The organism is Nostocoides japonicum T1-X7 (assembly GCF_001046855.1).
Lineage (GTDB): Bacteria > Actinomycetota > Actinomycetes > Actinomycetales > Dermatophilaceae > Nostocoides > Nostocoides japonicum.
Map to the genome: position 1 here is coordinate 4,937,678 of NZ_HF570958.1, position 21,931 is coordinate 4,959,608.

13 protein-coding genes are annotated in these 21,931 nt (G+C 68.4%); 9 read left to right on the forward strand and 4 right to left on the reverse strand.

The features are described 5' to 3' along the window. The 8 genes from BN12_RS22405 to BN12_RS22440 form a co-directional block, all read left to right on the forward strand. Positions 1 to 610 (forward strand): hypothetical protein (locus tag BN12_RS22405; RefSeq protein ID WP_162233128.1); only part of this gene is annotated, 610 nt, incomplete at its 5' end. A gap of 4 nt (positions 611 to 614) precedes the next feature. Beyond that, positions 615 to 2,069: a type IV secretion system protein gene (locus tag BN12_RS22410; RefSeq protein WP_048555729.1), complete on the forward strand. Its 1,455-nt coding sequence runs from the start codon at positions 615 to 617 to the stop codon at positions 2,067 to 2,069. Between the two features lie 32 nt (positions 2,070 to 2,101). Beyond that, the gene (locus BN12_RS22415) at positions 2,102 to 3,607 is read left to right on the forward strand and encodes an SCO6880 family protein (RefSeq protein WP_048555730.1); all 1,506 of its coding nucleotides are present in this window, start codon (positions 2,102 to 2,104) and stop codon (positions 3,605 to 3,607) included. Between the two features lie 216 nt (positions 3,608 to 3,823). Then, the gene (locus BN12_RS22420; protein ID WP_235432501.1) at positions 3,824 to 5,143 is read left to right on the forward strand and encodes an ATP-binding protein; all 1,320 of its coding nucleotides are present in this window, start codon (positions 3,824 to 3,826) and stop codon (positions 5,141 to 5,143) included. 14 nt (positions 5,144 to 5,157) lie between these two features. Continuing rightward, a complete protein-coding gene (locus BN12_RS22425; RefSeq protein ID WP_048555732.1) occupies positions 5,158 to 6,726 on the forward strand; it encodes a peptidoglycan DD-metalloendopeptidase family protein in 1,569 nt (522 codons plus the stop codon). A gap of 103 nt (positions 6,727 to 6,829) precedes the next feature. Next, the gene (locus BN12_RS22430) at positions 6,830 to 7,279 is read left to right on the forward strand and encodes a hypothetical protein (RefSeq protein ID WP_048555733.1); all 450 of its coding nucleotides are present in this window, start codon (positions 6,830 to 6,832) and stop codon (positions 7,277 to 7,279) included. A 117-nt stretch (positions 7,280 to 7,396) separates the two neighbouring features. Then, positions 7,397 to 8,761 carry a type IV secretory system conjugative DNA transfer family protein gene (locus BN12_RS22435; protein ID WP_235432502.1) on the forward strand — a complete coding sequence of 455 codons (1,365 nt, stop codon included), beginning with the start codon at positions 7,397 to 7,399 and terminating at the stop codon, positions 8,759 to 8,761. 19 nt (positions 8,762 to 8,780) lie between these two features. Next, positions 8,781 to 9,419: a hypothetical protein gene (locus tag BN12_RS22440; protein ID WP_157635630.1), complete on the forward strand. Its 639-nt coding sequence runs from the start codon at positions 8,781 to 8,783 to the stop codon at positions 9,417 to 9,419. 364 nt (positions 9,420 to 9,783) lie between these two features. Here the strand turns inward: BN12_RS22440 and BN12_RS22445 are convergent, their stop codons facing one another. The 3 genes from BN12_RS22445 to BN12_RS22455 form a co-directional block, all read right to left on the reverse strand. Further along, positions 9,784 to 10,671: a hypothetical protein gene (locus BN12_RS22445; protein WP_157635631.1), complete on the reverse strand. Its 888-nt coding sequence runs from the start codon at positions 10,669 to 10,671 to the stop codon at positions 9,784 to 9,786. Positions 10,672 to 10,765: 94 nt separating this feature from the next. Beyond that, positions 10,766 to 16,660, reverse strand: a complete 5,895-nt coding sequence (locus tag BN12_RS22450; RefSeq protein WP_048555736.1) for a DUF6531 domain-containing protein — start codon at positions 16,658 to 16,660, stop codon at positions 10,766 to 10,768. Between the two features lie 30 nt (positions 16,661 to 16,690). Beyond that, a complete protein-coding gene (locus BN12_RS22455) occupies positions 16,691 to 18,613 on the reverse strand; it encodes a hypothetical protein (RefSeq protein WP_157635632.1) in 1,923 nt (640 codons plus the stop codon). 300 nt (positions 18,614 to 18,913) lie between these two features. Between BN12_RS22455 and BN12_RS22460 the strand changes: the two genes are divergently transcribed. Next, positions 18,914 to 20,173: an IS256 family transposase gene (locus BN12_RS22460; RefSeq protein WP_048555738.1), complete on the forward strand. Its 1,260-nt coding sequence runs from the start codon at positions 18,914 to 18,916 to the stop codon at positions 20,171 to 20,173. Positions 20,174 to 20,560: 387 nt separating this feature from the next. Here BN12_RS22460 and BN12_RS22470 read toward each other — a convergent pair whose 3' ends face one another. Beyond that, positions 20,561 to 21,865, reverse strand: coding sequence for an IS256 family transposase (locus BN12_RS22470; RefSeq protein ID WP_157635264.1), 1,305 nt, complete (start codon positions 21,863 to 21,865; stop codon positions 20,561 to 20,563). Positions 21,866 to 21,931: the final 66 nt, after the last annotated feature.

Genomic DNA, 21,931 nt, shown 5'->3' on the forward strand with positions numbered 1-21,931 from the left:
CGCACCGATGCTGCCGGCCACCCCGGACGACGCCCGGCAGGGCGTCCCCGCGGCCATCGCCGGCCCGGTCATCGAGGTGCCACCGGCAACCGCGGCGGGGCCGGCGCAGGTGCCGACAGGCTTTCCACACACTCCTGAGGGAGCGGTCGGCCAGCTCGCCGCCATCGAGACAACGGTCCTGCAGGGCATGTCCATCCCCCAGACCAATCAGGTCTATGAGCAGTGGGCTATGGCCGATGGGTCCGGCGTTGCCCAGTGGGCACTGACCAAGAACGTCCAGAACTTCCTCGCCAGCGCCGGACAGGGACAGACCAAGGACCCGACGGTCACCGTCACCGCCATCCCGGCCGCCGCCCAAGTGAAGGCCACCGACGGAGACGACTGGGTCCTCGCCTGCGTCCTCCTCGACGTGCGCGCCACCATCACGGCCGAAGCCCACATCGGATACGGCTACTGCGAACGCATGCAGTGGCAGCCCGCCGGGCAGGGCGGCCGCTGGATGATCGCCCCCGGCGCAGCCGCCGCGCCCGCACCCTCGACCTGGCCAGGCACCGAAACCGCCTTCAAGGCCGGCTGGCGCACCTGGGTCACCAGCAACGGCGCGGACTAGCGCCATGGACTTCCTCAACCCGTTCACCTACCTCGGCTCGGCAGCCGGCAAGATCGTGGCCGACGGCTGGACCGCAGCCATGCTCGGACTCTGGAACGCCGGACTCTGGCTCCTCAAGCTCGTCCTCACGCTCGTCGACGCGTTCACTGTCCCCGACCTCAGCGAAGGCGGACCAGGCTCGCAGGTCTACCAGATGACGTTCTGGATCGCCGGGGCGCTCATGCTGCTGCTGACCATGGTCCAGCTGGCCGTGACCGCCGCTCGACGCGACGGCAAGTCCATGGCGCGGGTGCTGGTCGGGACCGGCCAGTTCGTCATGGTGTGGGCCGCTTGGATCGCCCTGGCCGTCCTCGTCGTCGCCGCCTGCGGGGGCCTCACCCGCGCCCTGATGGACAAGCTGCTGCACATCGACAAGTGGGCCCAGTTCGAACCCTTGGGAACCCAGATCTCGACGAACGACATCAGCGACGGGACCATCGCCACCGTCTTGGGCTTCATGGGGATCTTCCTCGTCTTCGCCGCCATCGGGCACCTGCTGGTCATGCTCACCCGAGCCGGCGCCCTGATGGTCTTGGCCACGACGACCCCGATCGCCGCCGGCGGACTGGTCAGCGACGCCGGACGGAGCTGGTTCTGGAAGAGCCTGCGTTGGTTCATCGCCGCGGCGTTCACACCGGTCGTGATGATCCTCGTGCTCGGCATCGGGGTGCAGATGACGTCCGGGGTCGCCACCGGCATGAACGACGACCTGCAGAAGGCCATCGGGACCGCCGTTCCCGGCGTCATCCTGATCTGCATCGGCTGCTTCAGCCCGCTCGCCCTGTTCAAGCTCCTGGCGTTCGTGGACCCCGGCACCAGTTCCGGGTCCGCTCTGCGGGCCGGCCTCGCCGCCCAAGGAGGTTTCGGCGGCCTGCTCAGCGGCAGTGGCCAGGGCGACGCGGGCTCCTCCGCTGCCTCGACGACCGACGCCAACGGCCGCTCCCATGCCGAGGCCTCGGGTGAGGACTCCACCAGTGCACGATTCAACGTCGGCGCGCGTGGACTCATGGGACAGGTGGGGGGCGCGCTCGGTCAGGCCGTCGGCGCCGGCATGGGCGCCATGGAAAGCATCGGGTCCCGGGGTGCCGCCATCGGCGCCGACCTGACCAACCAGATGGGTGTCGGGCACAACAACTACGTCCCTGACTTCAGCAAGACCAAGAGCCAGTCCGGGCGCGGTCAGGGCGGCGGCAACAAGGCCGAGGACGACAACCCCGAGATCAACGGCAGCGGACCAAGCACCAGCCCCGACACCGGTGTTCCGGCCCCACCGATCCCGCAGCTGCCACAGGGCCCGACCCCGGGCGCACCGGGTGGATCCCCAGCAGGCGGATCCGGCCCGGCCGCACCCGGTGCCGCCGCCGGCGGTGAGGCCGGCGGTGCGGCCGCTGCGGGCGCCGTGCCGATCGTCCCGGTCTGACCCAACCGAACCGAACCACGAGGAGAGACGACATGTCAGCCATCTACAGCGACTACAGCCGGGCGAGGATCGGGTGGTTCTTCGGCCTGTCCGGGTGGCAACTGGCGGTGGTCGCGCTGTCGGCGATGCCGGTGTTCTGGTCCATTCAGGCCGGGACGTGGATCTCCGCCGGGTTGTTCCTGGCGCTCTGGGTGGCGATCACCCTGGTCACGGTGACCCCGGTCCGGGGCCGTTCCACCTTCGGTTGGGTGTCGGCCTCGCTGGCCTTCGCCACGGGCGGGCTCGCCGGGTGGACCCGGTTCCGGTCCAAGGCGGGACGGGGGCAGGCCGACTCGCTCGACGAGGTCGACCTGCCTGGCGCGCTCCATGCCATCCAGGTTCACGACGGCCCGCCGCACGGGGCATCCTTCGCGCGCGTCGCGATCATCCAGGACCACAGCGCGCGGACGTGGGCCGTGACCGCGGCCGTCGTGCACCCCGGCATCGGGCTCCAGGAGCTCGAGGACCGGCGACGCCAGGGCAGGGGCCTGAGCGAACTGCTCGACATGGCGTCGCAGACCGAGCTGATCGACGAGATCCTGCTCCTGGTCCGCACCGTGCCCGAGGACGGTGCGGAACGGGACCAGTGGCTCACGCGTCACCGCCGCTCTACTGGGTCGGCGGGCGTACGTCAGATCAACGACGAACTGCAGCAGACCCTCACCCGGGCCAGCGTACGCACCGAGGCGTTCGTGACCGTCGTCATCCCGGAGGGTCGGCTCGGCAAACAGGCCAAGGAGTCCGGCGGCGGCCTCGAGGGACGCGCCCGGGTGATCTACGGCGTGCTCGGCGAGATAGAGGCCCAGCTGCGCGGAGGCATGGGCATGACCAGCGTGAAGTGGCTCACCAGCCCCGAGCTGGCCCTGGCCTCCCGGACCGGGTTCGCACCCGGAGACCGGGCCGGGATCATCGACGCGTTGGGCGCCCGACAGAGTGACCCCGAGGTGAACGCCGACGTCCCGTGGGCGATGGCCGGACCGTCCGGGGCCGACCCGGTAGCCCGGCACTACAGCCACGACGCGTGGAACAGCATCAGCTCCACCCTCAAGCTCCCCGTGAAGGGCGCAGCGATGGGTGCCCTGCTTCCGGTCCTCACCCCAACCGAGCCGGGGGAGCGCCGCTCCTTCCTGGTGGCCTACCCGATCCTGAGCCAGTCCGCTGCGGGCCGCCAGAGCGCCACAAGCGAGTGGGCGGCCGACATCGGCGAGGAGCTGCGCGCCAAGGCCAAGATGAAGCAGAACGCCAAGGCCAGGGACGAGGCCGAGAAGGTGCGACGACTGGACACCAAACTGGCCCGCGGCAACTCCCTGACCCGCCCCTACGCGGTGTGCACGGTCACCGTTCCCAAGACCGCGAGGGTCTCGGAGTTCGGCCGCCGCCTCGACGCCTCCGTGCGCCGGGCAGGGTTCGCGCCGCTGCGCCTGGATCTCGCCCAGGACGTCGCCTTCGCCGCGTCGACAGTGCCCCTGGGGGTCAGCCTTACCCGGAAGGCGGGCTGAGCCATGGGTATGTCAGCCCGCACCCCTGCCGGCCGGAATGCCGGCGGGCGCAACGTCTCCCGGCTGCTGGCCGACTTCGGTCACGACCTGCCCTCGGCGCCGACGTCGACGGCGGCCGCGAAAGAGGCCCGACTGTTCCGGCACGCGCCACGCCGCGGACCGCGATGGGCCGGGGCCGGGTGGTCACCGGCCTCCGCGCCCGTCTCGAGCTGGCGCATGACCTCCGATCAGACACCCGTTCTGTGGCCGTTCATCTCGACCCCAGGCTTGCCACCCACCGGCGCCCAGATGGGGATCGACATGCTGTCCGGCGGCGCGTTCTACGCCGACCCCAACGGCTGGGTCCTCGACGACGACGTCCCGGTCACCAACCCCAACCTCTTCAGCTTCGGCAAACCCGGCCGCGGCAAGTCCGCCACCACGAAGGCGTTCTGCCTGCGGATGACCGACTTCGGCTACCGGATCCTGGTCCTGGGCGACCCAAAGGACGAGTACGAAGGGCTCTGCAAGTTCTTCGGGGTCGAACCGTTCGCGATCGGGCCAGGGCTCCCCACCCGCATCAACCCCCTGGCCTTCGGCCCGCTGCTGGCCGGCTGGGATCAGCTGGACGCCACCGAGGCACAAGCGCGCGCCGCCGTCGTGTTCGGGCGGTGGCTGACACTGGTCCGTGGCCTGGTCGGCAGCCAGCGGATCGGGGACCAGCGGGTGCCATTCGGCCCGAGCGACGAGGTCGTGGTCAAGACCGCCCTGCAGAAGCTGACGGGCTACATCCTGGGGCAGACCCAACTGACCGAGACGACGATCCCCCAGCTGTGGCACCTGCTCAACAACCCCACCGACGACCTGATCGAGGAGTGCCGGTACGCGGGGGAGCGGCACTTCCTCGACGACACCCGGCTGCTGCGTGACGCTCTGGGCCAGCTCGTCAGCGGCGCACTGGCCGGGCTGTTCGACGACCACACCACCATCGACGTCGACTGGGCCGCCCCCATCCAGTCGTTGAGCCTGTCCCGGCTCGAGCCATTGGGCGACGAGGCGATCGGAATCGCCCTCACCTGCCTCAACTCCTGGGGACGAGGCATGCGGGAAATGGCGGCCCCCGGAGACCTACGCGTGGTCGTGCGCGACGAGTCCTGGAAACAGCTGAGGCTGGGTCCCGAGGCGGTCAAGTCCTTCGATGCCGACCTTCGCCTGTCCCGACGAGACGGCGACGTCCAGTTCGCGGTCGCGCACAAGCCGTCGGACCTGCTGTCTGCCGGGGATACCGGTTCTCAGGCGGCCACGATCGCCAAGGACCTGCTGCACCTGGCCGACGTGAAGGTCCTTCACGGGCAGGACCTCGGGGTCGCACGCGAGCTGGAGAGCATGCTCGGGCTGGGGCCGATGGCACAGGACTTGGTGACCGGCTGGGCGATGCAGGGCAAGGGCCGGGCCCTGTGGTGTGTGGGCGAGCAGCACTACAAGGTGCAGACCGTCCTCCACCCGGTCGAGTTGCACCTCACCTTCACCAACCAAGCGCTCACCGGCGCGGCCTGACGGGCGCGATTGCTGTGAAGAAGATCGCTCTCACCCTCATCCCGGTCCTCGTCCTGGTCTTGGGGCTGCCGCTGGCGATCGCCCTGATCGTGATGACGGTAAGCGCGCCAGCGGCGGCCGAGCAGCTGCGCACCATCGCCTGCGGCGGACTCACTCCGGTCACCGGCGCCTGGCGGCCGCCCTTCGCCCAGGCCTACACCGTGGGCCGTCGCGGCTTCGGCCAGGAGTTTCACCCGATCTACCACGAGTGGCGCATGCACACCGGCCAGGACCTGGTGTCACAGCCCGGACCGGGCCCCGTCGTGGCGATCGGGGCCGGACGAGTCGCATTCGCCGGCACGAAGGGTGGGTACGGCAATGTCGTCGACGTCCAACACATCGACGACGCCACGGGGCAGGCCGTGCTGAGCCGCTACGCCCACCTCGCCTCGCTGACGGTGAGGACTGGAGCCCAGGTCACCGGCGGCCAGCAGCTCGGCGTCGAGGGCTCCACGGGAGCCAGCACCGGCAACCACCTGCACCTCGAGATCCACGTCGGAGGCACGCCCGTCGACCCCGTGGCCTGGATGCTGGCCCACGGCGCCCCACTCAACGGGCAGGCGGTGGCCAGTTGGACCCCCCCGCCGGGGGAGCCGGTCCAAGAGGGCGGCCTCGGCTTCCCGCTGCCGCCAGCCGGAACGCCCCGGCAGGCATCCCTGACAAACCCCCCGCAACCCATCCCGGCCGACATCAAGGGCCTCTACGTCGCCGCCGCCGACCGCTACAAGATCCCGTGGACCCTGCTCGCCGGGATCGGCATGGAGGAGACCGCACACGGCCGGAACAACACCATCAGCTCCGCCGGCGCACAAGGCCTCATGCAGTTCATGCCCGCCACCTGGGCCACGATGGGTGTCGACGGCGATGGGGACGGCCGGGCGGTCATCACCAATGACGCCGACAGCGCCATGTCGGCCGCGAACTACCTCACCAAGTCCGGCGTCGCCAACGGCCCGGCTGGGGTGCGGGCGGCCCTCTTCGCCTACAACCACGCCGACTGGTACGTCAACGACGTCCTCTACTATGCAGCCGCCTACGGCGGCGGCACGGTCCTGGGCAGCACCACCGAGTGCGACCCCGGCCAGGGCAGCCCCAACCTGCCGCCGCTGACCAACGACCGACTTCGAGTCGTCCTCACGTGGGCCGCCAGTCAGGTCGGCGATCGCTACATCATGGGAGCCAACGGACCCGACGCATGGGACTGCTCCTCATTCACCCAGGCCGCCTACGCACAGATCGGTGTCACGACCCCCAGGACCGCTGGGGCACAACGAGACTGGCTCGCCGCCGGCAACGGATTCCGAGTGGATCCACAACAAGCCAGACCGGGGGATCTGATCTTCTATGACTCCTACCTGGGCCCAAACACCATCGGCCACGTCGCCATCGTCTTCGACCCCAGCAAGCAGAGCACTGTCGAGGCGATGAACAGTGAACGCGGCGTCACCTACGGCAGTTACGCCGGCAAGGCCGCCACCAAGACGATTTTCCAGATCTGGCGGGTCGGCAACATCTCCGATCAGCCGACACGGCCGGCCGTATGAGTAGTGGTGAACCGCTGCGGCAGCTACACCCGGATTGCTCCCACGGACGTGGCCACCACATGCCCCCCGCGCGGCTTTGGGTGAGCAGAAGGGAGCCACCAATATGCAGCGTGCACGCCGAACCAACCCCTACCCGTTCACCTGGGAGATACCCGTCGCGACGGTCGTCGCGGTCGCGCTCCTGCTGATCCTCGGGATCCACGCGGGCCGCGCGGGCGCCAACCTGGTCGCCGGCGCGGGCCTGACCCTGCCGTCCCGGGAAACGCTGTTCACCAGCGTGCCCGGGATCCTGGGAGGCGACGCCGGCGCCGGGCTGTCGTCACCTCCGTCTCAGCTGGCCGGGCCACTGGCGGTTCGAGTGTGGGTGTCCCTCATCGAGGCGCTGCTCCTCACGCTGACCCTCTGGGGGATCAAGGCCGGCATGGATCGGTGGGGACCCGGCCGAATCCAGGGGATGGCCACCAGGGAGGAAGCCGAGCGGCTCCTCGGGCGAAGCCGGCTGCGCAAGTCGGCGGCCGTGGTCCGGCCCGATCTCTACGGGAAGCGACGCTGAATCATGGGACTGCGCACAGGACACTCGTTTCGGCCTGAGCAGGTCGGGTGGCGACTCGGTAGGGGACAGGCGCCGCGAGGCGGCGAACTGTGGGTGCCGTGGGACCGGACCGCCGGCGTGATCGGTCCCCAGGGCAGCGGCAAGACGCTCGACCTGCTCATCCCGGCGCTGCTGCGCGCCCCAGGAGCCGCGCTGGTGACGCTCACCAAGGTCGACGACCTGCTCCTCAGCTTCGGCTCGCGGCAGGCACCGGGGCCAGGAGAGAGCGAACCGCGGCCGTGTGTCGTGCTCGACCCCTTCGGTCTGGCTACCGGGTTGCCGGAGCTCGTGTGGGACCCGATCGACGGCTGCGTCGACCCGATGGTCGCCGAGCGACGAGCCAAGGCGTTCACGGCGGGCACCGTCAAGGGCGCCGTCGCAGGAGGGCACGCGGACGACGCCGCCCGCTTCTATGCCGCCGAGGCGGCCAAGGTGATCCAGGCGTACTTCCATGCCGCGGCACTGACCGGGCGCGACCTCGAGCACGTGCTCAGGTGGGCGGCCAACCCGCTCAGCGCCACCGACCCCACTGAGATCCTGCGCGAACATCCGCACGCCGCCCCGTTCTGGCACGGGCTCCTGCACGGGGCCTTGCATGGCGACGACCGGACCGCCGGCAACACGATCACGACTGTGCAGCAGGCCCTGAGCCTGTTCTTCCAGGAGCCCATCCGCAGACGCTGCGTCCCCGGCTCCGGCCGCCCAGCCACCGACATCACTGAGGTGATCCGTCGTGGCGGCACGATCTACCTGCTCGGACGAGAAGACCCGTATGCCAGTGCCTCACCACTGATGACAGCCGTCGCCGAGCACGTCCTCGACGCCGCCCTCGTCGCCGCGAACTCCTCGCCGTGGGGACGCTTGTGCCCACCGATGCTGGCCTGCCTCGACGAGCTGCCCTCGACCGCGCCACTTCCCACGCTGCGCACCCGGATGGCCAACGAGCGCGCCTTGGGCATCTCGTTCATCTGGGCCGCGCAGACCAGGCCCCAGCTGTCGGCAATCTTCGGGGACCAGGAGGCGCGCACCCTCCTGGGCCTGACGAACAACCTGATCCTGTTCGGCGGCTCCAAGGACGTGGCATTCAACCAGGAGATCTCCGACCTGCTCGGACCCGTGCGGATCTCGCGGACCAGCTGGCAGACCGGGCAGATGGGCGGGCGCACCACCACCGCCGAAGACATCCCCATCCTCACCGGCGCCGAGGTGCGGCAACTGAAGGAACGCCAGGCGCTGGTGGTTTCGGAGAACGGCAAACCGATGATCGCTCGACTCACCCGAAGCATCGACGGTCGAGACGGTCGCGCCCTGCTGAACCAGCAGGAACGCGCACGCTCCCAGATCGGTCAGACCCGCAGCTCGACCACCGTCTCCGCCGAGGCCCGCCGCACCGCCGCGCTCGTCGAGGCTCGCCGCCGCGGCCTCTCCAACGACGTGAACTGAAAGGGGAGGGGATCGGCAGATGAAGCCCATGACCAACGAGAGCCCCGGCCCGGGGCCGATGGTGACCGACTTTCCGCACCCGGGCCGCCTCCTCGAGCAGGCGTACCGGGAGCTCGACCTGGCCATCAGCGGGACCGACGAGCAACGCAAGGCCGTCGGGAGCCTCAAGATGCTTCCCCGCCCTTGGGACCCGGACAGCCTCACCCGCGCCCCGCTGCGCCGTGAACTGTGGACCTGGCTCGATGCGTTCACCAGCTGGCTCAACACCGAGTACGTGTGGGACGTCGCAGGCGTGGTCCCAGACTGCTGGCCACAGCACCCCCACTTGGTTCGCGAACTCGCCGTCCTCGCCGACCAACGGCGCCGAGCCGCCCTATCGCTCGGCAGCGACGCACTGGAGGAGTGGCACCGCTACGCCCTGCCCGCGTTCGTTGAACGCATGCGGCAGCGGGTCAAGAACCACTGCGACGACGGGCACCCGCAGTGGCCGGCCAAGGGCCGCCACTCGCGTCACCTCGCAGAGCCGGCCACCACGCAACGCCTAGAGGTGTTCGATCGTGACGTTGCGGCCCGCTGGCCCCCCGAGGTCGGGCCACGGCTGCGAGTCGTCGACGGCCAGACGATCGACACCGGCACCGGTGAGATCCTTGAGGAGTAGGCCAACTCGGCGGCTCACCGGACCGGCGCTGGCGCCCACTACGCTGACGACGACTTGGCTCGTATCCTTTTTCCCCACCAAGGGGCCTGACACTCCCACTGCTTCAGGGAGGTGTGACGGGTTGACCTGCCGTGCAGCTCTGACCGGTCGGGCGCAGCGTGGCGAAGTATTGAAGTCTCAACGATCATCGGAACCAACTGGGTTGGGGATTGCTGCTAGGGATCTACGGGCGTCCCCGAGGGAGGGACCCGTTTGACCAGAACAAACGTCAAGGCGGAGACGCTGGTCAACCCGAGCAGCGCGTCAGGAACTTCGCCCAGCCTCCCGTCTCGCCACAACCCGCCGAGCACGATCAGCATCGCGATCACATTGAAGACGAAGTACTGCACCTCGGTGATCTCATTGGTCGACCGGGTAGAGGTCGACACCGCAACGTCGTCGCTCTTGTCTGCCTTCGCGAAGGCAGCTCCGCACCAGGAACGCCTAGCAGGATCAAGTAATCGGGCCACGCCGCGGGGTCGATACATCTCCTCGACTCCGCAGCCTGGCAGTCGAGGGCGAAGTCGCTGCCCTCGGTCAGGGCGATCCCAGCGAACAACGCGATGGCGTACACGACGATCGCGGTCCACAACATCAGCACGGTTGACCCCACCGACGTGTCCACGCTGAACGCACGCTCCAAGGACTCGTGCTTGAGCATTGCGGCGGACGCCAAGAGAAACCCGACCGACAGACACGCAAACGCGATCACGCGTGTGTCTACGTTCCAGCCGGTCGGATGGCCCTCGTCCGGGAGGGCCAGCAGAAACCATGCGGCGACGGCGTAGGCCGTTACGGCAAGAATGGGTGTGGTTGAACCCCTCAGCGTCGAGCCCGTGCGAGACACGACGAACAAGACCACCGCGACTGTCGCGAGCCCTCCAGCCAGGGTCATGCGACCGGCGTTCTGTGCGACCCGCAGGGCTTCGTCCCACCCGTCCCAAGCGGCTAGGACACAGGCGCCGAGAACGAAGCCGATCGCGATGATTCTCGACCACTTCTTAGTGGTCTTGTCATCCAGGAACGTCTCGAGGCGGCCCGGTGAAGCCTCGACCCCGTTCGTCGCGCCGACTTTGGACTCGCTCTGGTGAACCACCGTGGTGCTGGCCTGATTGCCGTGGCCGGGATCCGGTGGCCTGCCGGTCGGAGGCTGCCCGGGGGCTGGCGGGTGGTCGTTCGCCTCCGTGTGCTCTGTATGGGGAACTTCGTTCATGCCGTGCTCCTCGATGATCCGTTTCAACCTGCTCACGTGTGGTGGAGGCGGCTTCTTGGTTGTGGCCCATCGCAGGGCGCTGCATGGGGTCGTGTCATTTGGTTGTGGCTGTCGCGTCTGTCGGTGCAGCTCCCTGATCGCCGGTGGTTGGTTCGGGGATGGACGTGCCAACGTGGTTGTCCCCGTTGAGCTCAGGCTGCTGGGTGGTGTCCGGCCAAGGAGTGGTCTGCCTGTCCCCGTACAGCAGGTCCGTCGTTGCGCTGTAACTGCCGTACCCGATAGTGGCGAGAGCTGACGCAACGGCGGTGCGGAATCCCCATTCGCGCAGGAGGCGCCCACCCATCCAGGAGTTGAGTGGGCCGCCGATCTCCAAGAGGTTGGCGCCGGAGTTCCGTAGGGGTTCCAGCCAACCCGGTAGCGCGGTTTGTTGTTGGATCCAGAGGTGGTGCAGCGCTTTGCCGTCGGCTCCTCTACTGGCGCGCCAGTATTGCGCGCTGACGAGCTTGAATCCACTTCGACCGACCCTGCTCTCGGTGAAGAGGTTGCCTGGCCCGAACTTGGTGCGGGGGTTGAGAATGAGCCGCCAGTTGTTGGAGAAGGCCCGGGGCGCGAAGCTTGCCGGGATGGCATCGGCGGCGAGGACGCCAGTCGGGCCGACGGTGAAGGGTCCGAGCACGCCCCCGGTGGCGAAGTCGAACGCTGTGCTGCCCGGGCTTGGGGGGTCGGCGTACTCGGGAAACAGTGCGTGGAAGCCGCTGCGCCAGGCGAAACCCGAGAGGGCGCTGGATCCTCCTCCGAGGACGACCTTCTGCAGCAGTGTCAGGCTGCCGGCGCCGCCAACCCCCGATGCCGTACCGCCGGCGGCCGCGCCGCCTCCCATGAGGAGGGCACCCTGTGCGGTCGCCCCCGCTCCAGCACCGGCTGCGGCACCGCCGAAGACTTGGAAGAGAGCGCGCCAGGAGAAGTCGCCCGCGTAGCGCTCGGGGTGTTCGCTGGCGTCCCAGAAGCTGTAGCCAGCTCCGGTCAGCGCGCCGAGAATAGCCAAGGCCGCGATGATGGGCAGGACTTCCCCGGAGGGGTCCATGTGGTCGGCCGGGTCGCCACCGCAGTAGAGGTACAGGTCGGAACTGTCGACGTGGCCGCGGGGGTCCGGCTGCAACCAGCGGCCGGTGGCGGCATCGAAAGTGCGGGCATGCCCGTCGTACAGGTCGTTGCCCAGGATCGCTTCGTGCCCGCCGAAAACGGGGCCGAGACCGGACCCCAGTGTGGTGTTGGTTCGTTGGGTGGCACCGTCCTGGTCAAAGACAGTGCATCGACCGTACGGCGAATACGTGTAGCGCTCAATGGGTTTGCCTGAGTCGTCGGTGACCGCCAGCAGTGACATGCGAGCGTCTTGGTGTCCCCACCTGTTTGTGCCGTTGGAGCGCAGGACGAATTCGTCGTGCCGTGTCCCCAGGGTGTGCTGCAGGGTCGGGGTTCCGGTGGCGTCCTCCTCGTGCAGCGGTCGGGGCCCGAGGTACCAGATGCGTCGGCTGTGGGTTGGATGGTCGCTCTCGATCAGACGACCGAGCGGGTCGTAGTTCAGGGTCAGCTGGAGCGCCCCGTTGCGGCGGACTTCCCGAAGCCGCCCACACGTGTCGTAACGGTAGGTGAGGCGCTCGTCCTGGACGCGGTTTCCGTCGCGGTCGTGGGCGTACGGAGCGGTGACTGGGGCGGCCCCGGGGGCGGTGGTGGTGATCCCGGCCGGCCGACCATCTGGTCCTCGGTGCCACGTGCGTGTCCCTTGCTCGTTCTCCTCCGAGCGGAGGAAGTCTGCGTCGTCGTACACGAACGCGCCGGCCTGGTTCGCCCCAGCGAGGTTGAGGCCGATGACGAACGCGTCCTGCTGGGCCTGCGTGTCCAGTCCTTCAGCGGTTGTCGCGTTCACCCCACTGTGCTGAATGGTAAGACGGCCTAAGACGTCGAAACCGTTGACGATGGTGCTGGCCGGCAGCGGTGAACCCTGGGCGACCACACGACGTCCGAGTGCATCGTGTACGTACCTGGTGACCGTCGCGTGGGGCGACCCGGCGCGTTGGTCGACGATGCCGGCCAGGCGCCCTCCGGCGTCGTACGTGTACGACGTGACGACACCGTTGCCCAGTTCCCGGGTAGCGAGTCGTTCAGGTCCGTGGAACGCGTACCGAGACAGGACTGCCCCTGCCGGCAGCGTTCCCGTCTGGGGTGTCGGGGCGGGCTGCGTGAGGGTGACTCGCGAGAGCCGGCCGAGCTCATCGAACGTCACAGTGTCCCTGCGCCCGTCTGGGTACATGACTCGTGCCTGCCCGTTGGGGTCGTCGTACACCATCTGGATGGTGCGGCCGGCCCGGGTCTCGCTGGTGAGCCGGCCAAGGGCGTCGTAGCCCAGGCGAAGACGCTGCGACCCTTCCGTGATGTCCACCGGTCGGCCGAGCCCGTCCCGGCCAATGAGGGTGTCGGCGACGGGGACGCGCCGGGTTCCGCCGACGCGCGAAACGCGGGACGGGCGCCCGTCTTCGGCGTGCAGGAAGGAGGTCACCACCCCATCCGCAGAGACCTCGCGACGGGTCCTGCCGGCCGCGTCGTAGGTGCGGCGCCGCTGGGACAGGTCCGGATACGTGATCACTTCCCAGCGGTCGTGCATGCCGTACCGGTAGGCCGTCCGGTTGCCGGCGGGGTCGACGTAGGCACCAAGTCGGCCCAGGTCGTCGCGCTGCCACTGACAAGACCTGGGCCCTGCAGCCGTGCGGAACTCGGTGGAAATCAGGGAACCGAAGGCATCGAAGGTGTTGATGGCGGCTGGCTGCCCTGGGTCCGCGATGCGCACGGGCAGGTCGCGGTCGTCGTACGTCACGACTCGGGCGTTGCCGAGGGTGTCTACGACCTCGGTCAGCCGACCCCGGACGTCGTAGGTGTTCGTGGAGACGAACTGGTCGGGGGCTCCGCCGTTCGCCCTGACCTCGACGTGGGTCACGCGATGGAGGTCGCCGTCGCTGTTGTACCGGTACCGGACCTGGTTGCCGACTGGGTCCGTTGCTGCGACCACCCGCCCGAGAGTGTCTCGGTCGGTTCGGATGACGCGGCCGCGTTGGTCGACCAGGCGCAGCAGGTAGCCGTCCCGGTCGAACCACAGGCGTGCACTGTGCGGCCCCTGTCGTCGTCGGACCAGGCGCCCTCGCTCGTCGTGTTCCTGGCTGACCTGGAACAAGACGCTCAACCCTTGCCCTGGACCGGGTTCGCCTTCGACCCGCACGGAACTGATCCTGTCCATCGGGGCGTAGTCGAAGTGCACGCTCGTCCGTCGGCCGCTCGCGCCGGGCAGTCGCCGTTCGACCAGTCGCCCCCAGGTGTCGTAGCGGTAGTCGGTCACCAAGCCGACAGGGTCGATGGAGCGCAGCATGTTCCCGTTGCGGTCGTAGCGAAAACGCCAGGTGGACTCGCTGCCCGCCGGGTCTGTCACGGTTTGTTGGAGGACGAGGCCTCGTTCGTCGTGGGTCAGGCGCGTCACCCGCCCCAGTGGGTCAGTGATCGCCCGCACGGAGTCGCCGGTGCAGGTGCGCTCGTAGCGCCACCGGCGTGGACGAGACGTGTTCGCGGCTTCGGTCACGGACCAGGTGCTCTGGCGCGGGTCCCGTTGGAATTCTGTCGAGACGAACTCCAACGGCGTTCCGTCCGGCTCACGGAACCCGCCTACGGGGGTGCGCTGCTCTCGCAGCCAGCCGTCCGGGTCGTACAGGTAGGTCACGGTGCCCTGGGCGCCGGCGACCTCCGTGCGTTGAACGGTGGTCAGCCGATCGAGTGCGTCGTAGCTGGTTCGGGTCACGCGGCCCGTTGCGCTGGTCACGGTGGCCGGCCGGCCGAGCAGGTCGTAGCCGAAGTCCAGCACGACCGCGTCCGCCCCCGTTCCTGCCAGCAGCTGGGTCACTTGGCCGTCGGCCCCACGGATCAGTTTTTCGGTGCGTCCCTCGGCGCTGACTCTCTCGGTGAGCAGGCCCGCGGTGTCGTAGGCCAGGTGCTCGACTGCCGTCTGCACGGACCCGTCTGGCAGGGTGCAGTCGGGGTGCTCGACCCGCACGGGCAGCGCGCGACCGGCGCCGGTGGGATTCTGCTCGTAGTCGAAGGTGTAGGTGGTGACGGCTCCGGCCTCGTCGGTGACCGTTCGGACCTGCTGATGGCGGGCTTCGTAGGTGATGGTCAGGATGCGCCGGGGAGGTTGAGGCCGGTGCGGTGGCGCGATCAGGTCGAGCGCCGTGAGGTTTCCCCATTCCCGCGGGTCGGTGCTGGTGCTGTCCCACGTGTAGCTCAGGGTGAGCCCGTCGGGGCGTCTCACCCCGGAGGGGTTGCCGTGAGCGTCATAGGTGTAGGTGGTGGCCCAGATCCGCAAGGACCCGTCCGCCCGCAGGCGGTACCGCTCATCGAGCAGCTCCCCGGACATGGAGAAGGTGTAAAGCCGTAGCGGGCACGCCGGTTCGTGGACGCACACCTGCATCACCGCGGTGTTGGCCAGTTCCGGGGCCGGGATCAGGTACCCGGATCGGAGGTATTCGTAGTGGTACTCCTCGCCGAGAAATGTCTGTCTCACGACCCGCCCGTAGTCCTCCTGCGAGGGATCCTCGCCGTAGGTGTTCTCCACGGTCGGCCGTCCGTGGGCGTCAAGGACCGTGGTGATCGAATGGCGTAGGAGGGGGTGGTCCGCGGCGTGGTATTCGTACGTTGTTCGTGCCCCACCCGGTGCCTCTTCGGTTGGGGGCTGGACCACGACCGCGAGGTGTTCGGTGTCGTCGGTATGCAGGTACCGGATGGTGCGTCCGCTGAAGTCTTCGACAGCCTCCAACCGGCCGCAGTCGCCGTAGTGAAAGGTGATCGGCCGCCCGAGGGTGTCCTCCACCAGGGCCAGCCGCCCGGTGTCGTCGTAGTGGCACCGCTGGGTGTTGCCGCAGCGGTCCTGCCTGGACAGCAGGGGCCACCGCTCACCGTCGGGGTGCCCTGGCGGGCGGCCCAACCGCCAGAGCAGGCCTCCCCGGAACGCGAGCTCAAACCCGGTCATGGCCCCGGACGGGTCCATGCTTCGGGTCAAGGCCGCGAAAACCCCGGGCGGCGGGGTGTAGCTGCCGTCTGGTTGAAACTCGAAGACCTGCTCGCGCAGCTGCCCGGTCCAGATGGCGACCGACCCGTCGGCCAGGTCGCGGGCGTAGACGTTCCAGTTGTGGTCCCAGTTGAATCCGAACGGCCCGTAGGCCGGTGGCCCACTGCAGTAGCGGCGGACCAGGTCGAAGTCGAGTCCGCGACCGGGCAGGTGCAGATCCCGCTCTGTAAGCACGAACTCACCGGTGAACAAGGACACCGGGTCCGCGACGGTCGCAGGTGTTGGCGCCTCCTCACGGGAACGGAAGGGGTGACGTTCCCCTCTCTGCGGGTCCCCGCGACGTGCCCTGTCGACGTCGTCGTCCACCTGTTCGGGGGTTCGACCCTGGTCCGTCAACTCGTCGGCGAGCTCCTCAAGGGACGCCGGATCTTCCGGATCGGCCAGCCGCTGGGCTGCGGAGTTCAGCGGCCCGTCCTGACGGTCTCCTGGTGCGGGTGTGACGGCTGGCTGGCGTGAGCGAGTCGCCAACGTGGCCGGGTCGTCGGCCACGTTGGCGGTGTCGCTGGGTTGGGCGGCTGGCAGCGGGACCGGGTTGTCGGGGTCGGCACGCAGGACCTCCCGCAGTTGCTCAAAGGCGTCGGACAGTCCCTGCTGGACCTCGCACAGGCGCTGCCACGGACCCGGTTCCACGCCCAAACCCCATCCTTGATCGGGGTACTGGGCCTTGATCTGGTCGAACGCCACCCGCATGAACTCCAGGACTTCGCAGGCATCTCCGCGGTACTCGAACCTGTCGCCGGGTCGGTACTCCTTGCCGCCGAACACCACCTTGGTTTCTGCCGGCAGCTTGGGGTTGATGCTTGGAAGCACCACCCGTTCCGACATGCCACACCCCTCTCGGCGCCGAGGTTCTGGTTACTTCGGCGGGTTGCGTTTGCCGCGCGGTTGCTGACGTTCGTCTTCGGCTGGCTGGTCGGCGTCCTCGGGGATGAGCCGCTCGACGGTCTCCCGCCGCATCCGGACCAGGTCCTCGCGGGGGACCCCGGTTCGGTGTTGCAGGTCCTGCAGGGTTCCACGCAGAAGGTCCTCGACGGACAGGTGTGCACCCGCGTGCGGGGCGCCGGGAGCCGCCGCCGCCGCCAAGTCCTTGGGGATGTGCGGGGCGATCCGGCTCGCGAAGTAGTCGCTCTCCAGGTACCCCACCTCGCCCAGCGGTCGCCGTCCGGGCATCCGGGAACTGCGCGCGAGAGCCTGTTGGACCTGCCGCAGGGCCTCTTTCATCGCGGGCAGTCGCACCTCGTCGAGACCGCGGCGGGGCGATCGGGTGGCCACCACGACTTGGGGCTCGTCGACTACCCAGTCGCCCGGCGGCATCCCCTCGGGCCGACCACCTCGGGGGACCACGACCGGGCAGCCGTCGGTGGAGCGGTAGCACACGCACAGGCCTCGGGCGGTGATCAGGAAGGGGGAGGTCACCTCCGGTTCGTCGGTAGTGTCCTTGGGTTGCGCGGAGCGGGTGTGAACCCGGTAGGTGCGTTCAAAGATTGCGCCGTCCTTCCACCAGTTCGCGCCTTCGATGGTCCCGGATACCAGCACGCTGGTATCGCTGTTGGCCTGGTAGTTGTAGTTGCGCAACGAGCTGTCCGCCTGCTGGTTGCTCTGATTCGTCAGCTCGCTCACACCCGGGTGCCCCGGGTCCCCCTTGCCGGGTCGCTTGTCCACGACGTAGCCCTGCGAGATCGTGTACGTCGCGCTGGGCGAGGCCTCAATGTCCTTCTTCTCCGCGTTCCAAGCCCCACCGAGCCCGGTGCCGCCCTTGGCGTACTGCCTGACCAGGAAGTCCTCACTGCTCTCGACGTACTCCACCGGAGGGTCGGTCATCGTCACCTGCTCAGGGAAGTGGCCCGTCTCGAGGACCGCTTCGATGCACATGCCGGCGCTGGTCTTGGGTCGCGTGACGACCAGGAAGTACTCCTGCACGCCCTCAATCGTGCGCAGTCCCTGAATGAACGTGCGCCGATCGGTGGGCTGCAGCACGTGCGGGCGGGGCAACATCAGGAACGTGGCCCGGTTGGTCCCGACGTGGTACCCGGTCAACAGGTTGTATAGCTGGCTGATGTTCGTGCTGGCGCCCTGACGCTCTCGGCGTTCGCGGGACGCGTCGGCCCCCACCTGCCACACATCCGTGTCGGTCTGGCCCCACTTGTGCGACCAGCTCCCGCTCACCTCCGCCTTGCCGTACGGGGTCTCGGGCGAGCTGTACTTGGCAGCCAGCGAGAGACCAGTCTCGCTGGTCTCGGTGTGGGTCAGGGTCTTGTCCGTGGCAACCGAAGACACCGACGCCGTGAGGATCTCGCCGGTCTCGGTCGCCGCCTGGTATAGGTCACGCGTCTTCGGTTCGAAGTCCACGATGTGCGGGTAATCGGCCAACCCCGCGGGACGACGGCTCGTCACCCAGAACGAGATCTCGAGCAGCGAGGCCTCATTCTGCGGAGCCGTGAAAACTACCCTGTCGATCCCGACGCCCTCGAGGGCGAGGCGGTGCGTCTGGTCCTGCTCCGGCCCCGACTGCCGCTTCCCCACGGGCGTCGTTCCGGCGAACCCCTCCATCTCCACCGGTTCGGCCGCATGGCACACCACAGCCTCGACCCGGTCAGTGGCCGGCAGGCTCACAACGAGTTGCCGACCCAGGTCCAGCTCGCCCGATCCGTCCCCACCCGGGGGGAACAGATCGACCACGCGCAAGTCCGCTGGTCCGCTCTGCTCGAAACGCGCACCCGCGCGCACCAGTGGGTTGGTCAACTTCCCCCCGGGTGCGTCCTCGGCGAACGAAACCACGACCGGCTCCCGCGTCTCCAGCTCGTCGCTTCGCGGTCCCGGGAACACCGCAACATTGAGCTGAACTCCGTAACAGGCGAAGTACTCGCCGAAGATCCGGTTGAGTTCCTCGGTTGGGACATCCGGAAAGGAGGCATAACCCGTATCGGTCTCCGCCTTACTCGGTTGGTAGCCGGTGAGTTGAGTCCGACAGAGTGGTGTACGAGCAACCGGTGACCGTGTCGCTGCCGATGTAGGTGGCGGTCACCGGGTGATTCTTCGAGTGATCTCTCACAACCGTCTCGAAGAAGGAGCGCCACGGTGACCGCCGTTCCCAGTATCGACCCTGCCCGGTTCCTCCGCGACGAGCTGGCCCAGGCCAGCCCCGACCTGATGCGTGACCTGCTGACCACGTTCGTCAACGCGCTGCTCTCTGCGCAGGCCGACGCGGTGTGCGGCGCTGAGTACGGGGCTCGGGATCCCGAGCGGGTCAACCGCCGCAACGGGTACCGGCACAGGGACCTGGACACCCGGGTCGGCACGTTGGATGTCGCGGTGCCGAAGCTGCGCGAAGGGTCGCTGTTCCCGGAGTGGCTGCTGGAGCGGCGCCGGCGCACCGAGCGGGCACTGACGACGGTGGTGGCGACCTGCTACCTGCTCGGGGTGTCCACCCGGCGGATGGACAAGCTGGTGCGCACCCTGGGGATCACCGGGCTGTCCAAGTCCCAGGTCTCGGAGATGGCCAAGGACCTCGACGAGCAGGTCGCGGCGTTCCGCACCCGGCCGCTGGACCAGGGGCCGTACACGTTCGTCGCGGCGGACGCACTGGTGATGAAGGTGCGCGAGAACGGGCGCGTGGTCAAGGTCGCGGTGATGGTCGCCACCGGCGTCAACACCGAGGGGTACCGGGAGATCCTCGGCGTGCACACCGCCACGTCCGAAACCCAGGCCGGGTGGTTGGCGTTCTTCCGGGACTTGGTCGCCCGCGGCCTGACCAGCGCCGGCCCTGTCGGCCTGGTGACCAGTGACGCGCACGCCGGGCTGGTCGAGGCGATCGGGGCGACCCTGCCCGGCACCGGATGGCAGCGGTGCCGCACCCACTTCGCCGCGAACCTGATGTCCGCCACCCCGAAGTCCTCCTGGCCGTGGGTCAAGGCGCTGCTGCACAGCGTGTACGACCAGCCCGACGCCGCCAGCGTGCACGCCCAGTTCGACCGGATCACCGACTCCCTGCGCGAGAAGCTCCCGTCGGTGGCCGCCTACCTCGAGGACGCCCGCGAGGACATCTTGGCGTTCACGGTCTTTCCCAAGGCGTGCTGGCGACAGATCTGGTCCAACAACCCCAACGAGCGCCTGAACCGGGAGATCCGCCGCCGCACCGACGTCGTGGGCATCTTCCCCAACCGCGACGCCGTCATCCGCCTCGTCGGGGCCGTCCTGGCCGAACAGCACGACGAGTGGGTCGAGCAACGCCGCTACCTCGGCCTCGAGCACCTCAAGCAATGCCGGACCGCATTGGTCCCAACCACTTTCGACGACAAGGAGGACCCCCTGACCATCGCCGGCGCGATCAGCGCCTAACCCCCCAACGAGGAATCACCCTCGTACACCACCCCAGCGGGCTTGACCTAGCCGGTGATCGTCGACGTGACCCGAAGGAACGTCAGTCGGTCCCCACACATGCCCTCAGGCAGGTCATCCAACGACGGCTCATACGCCGAGATCGCCAAGGAACTCCGCCATCGATACGGAAACGTGCGGTCGCAGAAGTCGGTATCCATCATGTCGGGGCTGACCGCGACCAGTTTCCACGGAATGTCCCGCGGGAGCGAAAGCAGTGAACTTGACATAGTCAAACCCCGATCCACGTGGGCCTTCCCAAAGCCAATCGTGGCTTCGAGGCCGAAACCCACTGTCCACCTGCCCTCCATGGGTCTGTCCGATGATCGGTGTAACTGGCGTTTCTCATTAGAGGTTCTCCGCGGCCGGCATCCGGTCTTCGAAGGTGACGGCGAAGGCGTTGAGGGCCGGCTTCCACCGGGTGACCCATCGTGCCTGTCCCAGGCCCTTGGGGTCCAGTGACCGGGTGACCAGGTACAGCGTCTTGAGGGCGGCCTGCTCGGTGGGGAAGTGTCCTTTGGCGTTGACGGCGCGCCGGTAGCGGGCGTTCAGGGACTCGATCGCGTTGGTCGAGCAGAGGACCTTGCGGATCTCAACGTCGTAGTCCAGGAACGGGATGAACTGTTCCCACGCGGCCCGCCACAGCTTGGGGATGGCCGGGTAGGGCTTGCCCCACTTCTCTTCGAACTCCTCGAACGCCGCCCACGCCGACGCGGCGTTCGCGGCCGTGTAGATCGGGCGCAGGTCTTTGGCGATGGCCTCCCAGTACCGCTTGGAGGCGTACCGGAAGGTGCCGCGGATCAGGTGGACGATGCACGTTTGGACGATTGCTTGGGGGAAGACGGCGTTGACGCTGTCCGGCAGCCCCTTCAGCCCGTCGCAGACGATGAAGAACACGTCGGCGATCCCGCGGTTCTTCAGGTCCGTCAGCACGCCCATCCAGAACTTCGCCGACTCCCCGGCGCCGTGGCCGGGCCACAAACCCAGGACGTCGCGGTGCCCGGCCAGGTCGACCCCGATCGCGGCGTAGAACGGCTGGTTGCCGACCTGCCCGTCACGGACCTTGACCATGATCGCGTCGATGAACACCGCGGCGTACACCCGCTGCAGCGGCCGCGACGCCCACGCCTGCATGTCCTCGATGACCTTGTCGGTGATCCTCGAGACGGTGTCCTTGGACACCGACGCCCCGTAGATCTCGGCGAAGTGGGCGCTGATCTCCCCGGTCGTCAGGCCGCGCGCGTACAGCGACAGCACGATCGCGTCGACGTCGGTCAGCCGCCGCTGCCGCTTCGCCACGATGACCGGTTCGAAGGACCCGTCCCGGTCCCGCGGCACCTCGATCTCCACCGGGCCGGCGTTGTCGGTCAGCACCGTCTTGGCGCGGGTCCCGTTCCGGGAGTTGGCGCCGTTACGGCCCTCGACGGCGTGCTTGTCGTAGCCGACGTGCTCGCTCATCTCTTCCTCGAGGGCGGCCTCGATGACCTGCTTGGTGATCGCCTTCAGCAGCCCCTCGGGGCCGGTCAGGTCATCACCCCTGGCGCGAGCGGCCTTGACCAGCTCGCGCACCGCGTTGCGCTCCGCCTCCTGGGGCGTGAGCGTCTTCTTGGCTGCCTTCCGCAGTGGGCTCACGCCCACCAGTGTCTCGGTCATTCCACTGACCTTCCTCGCTGACGCATCAGCGGGTCGGGCCAGTTACACCGTTCGTCGGACAGTCTC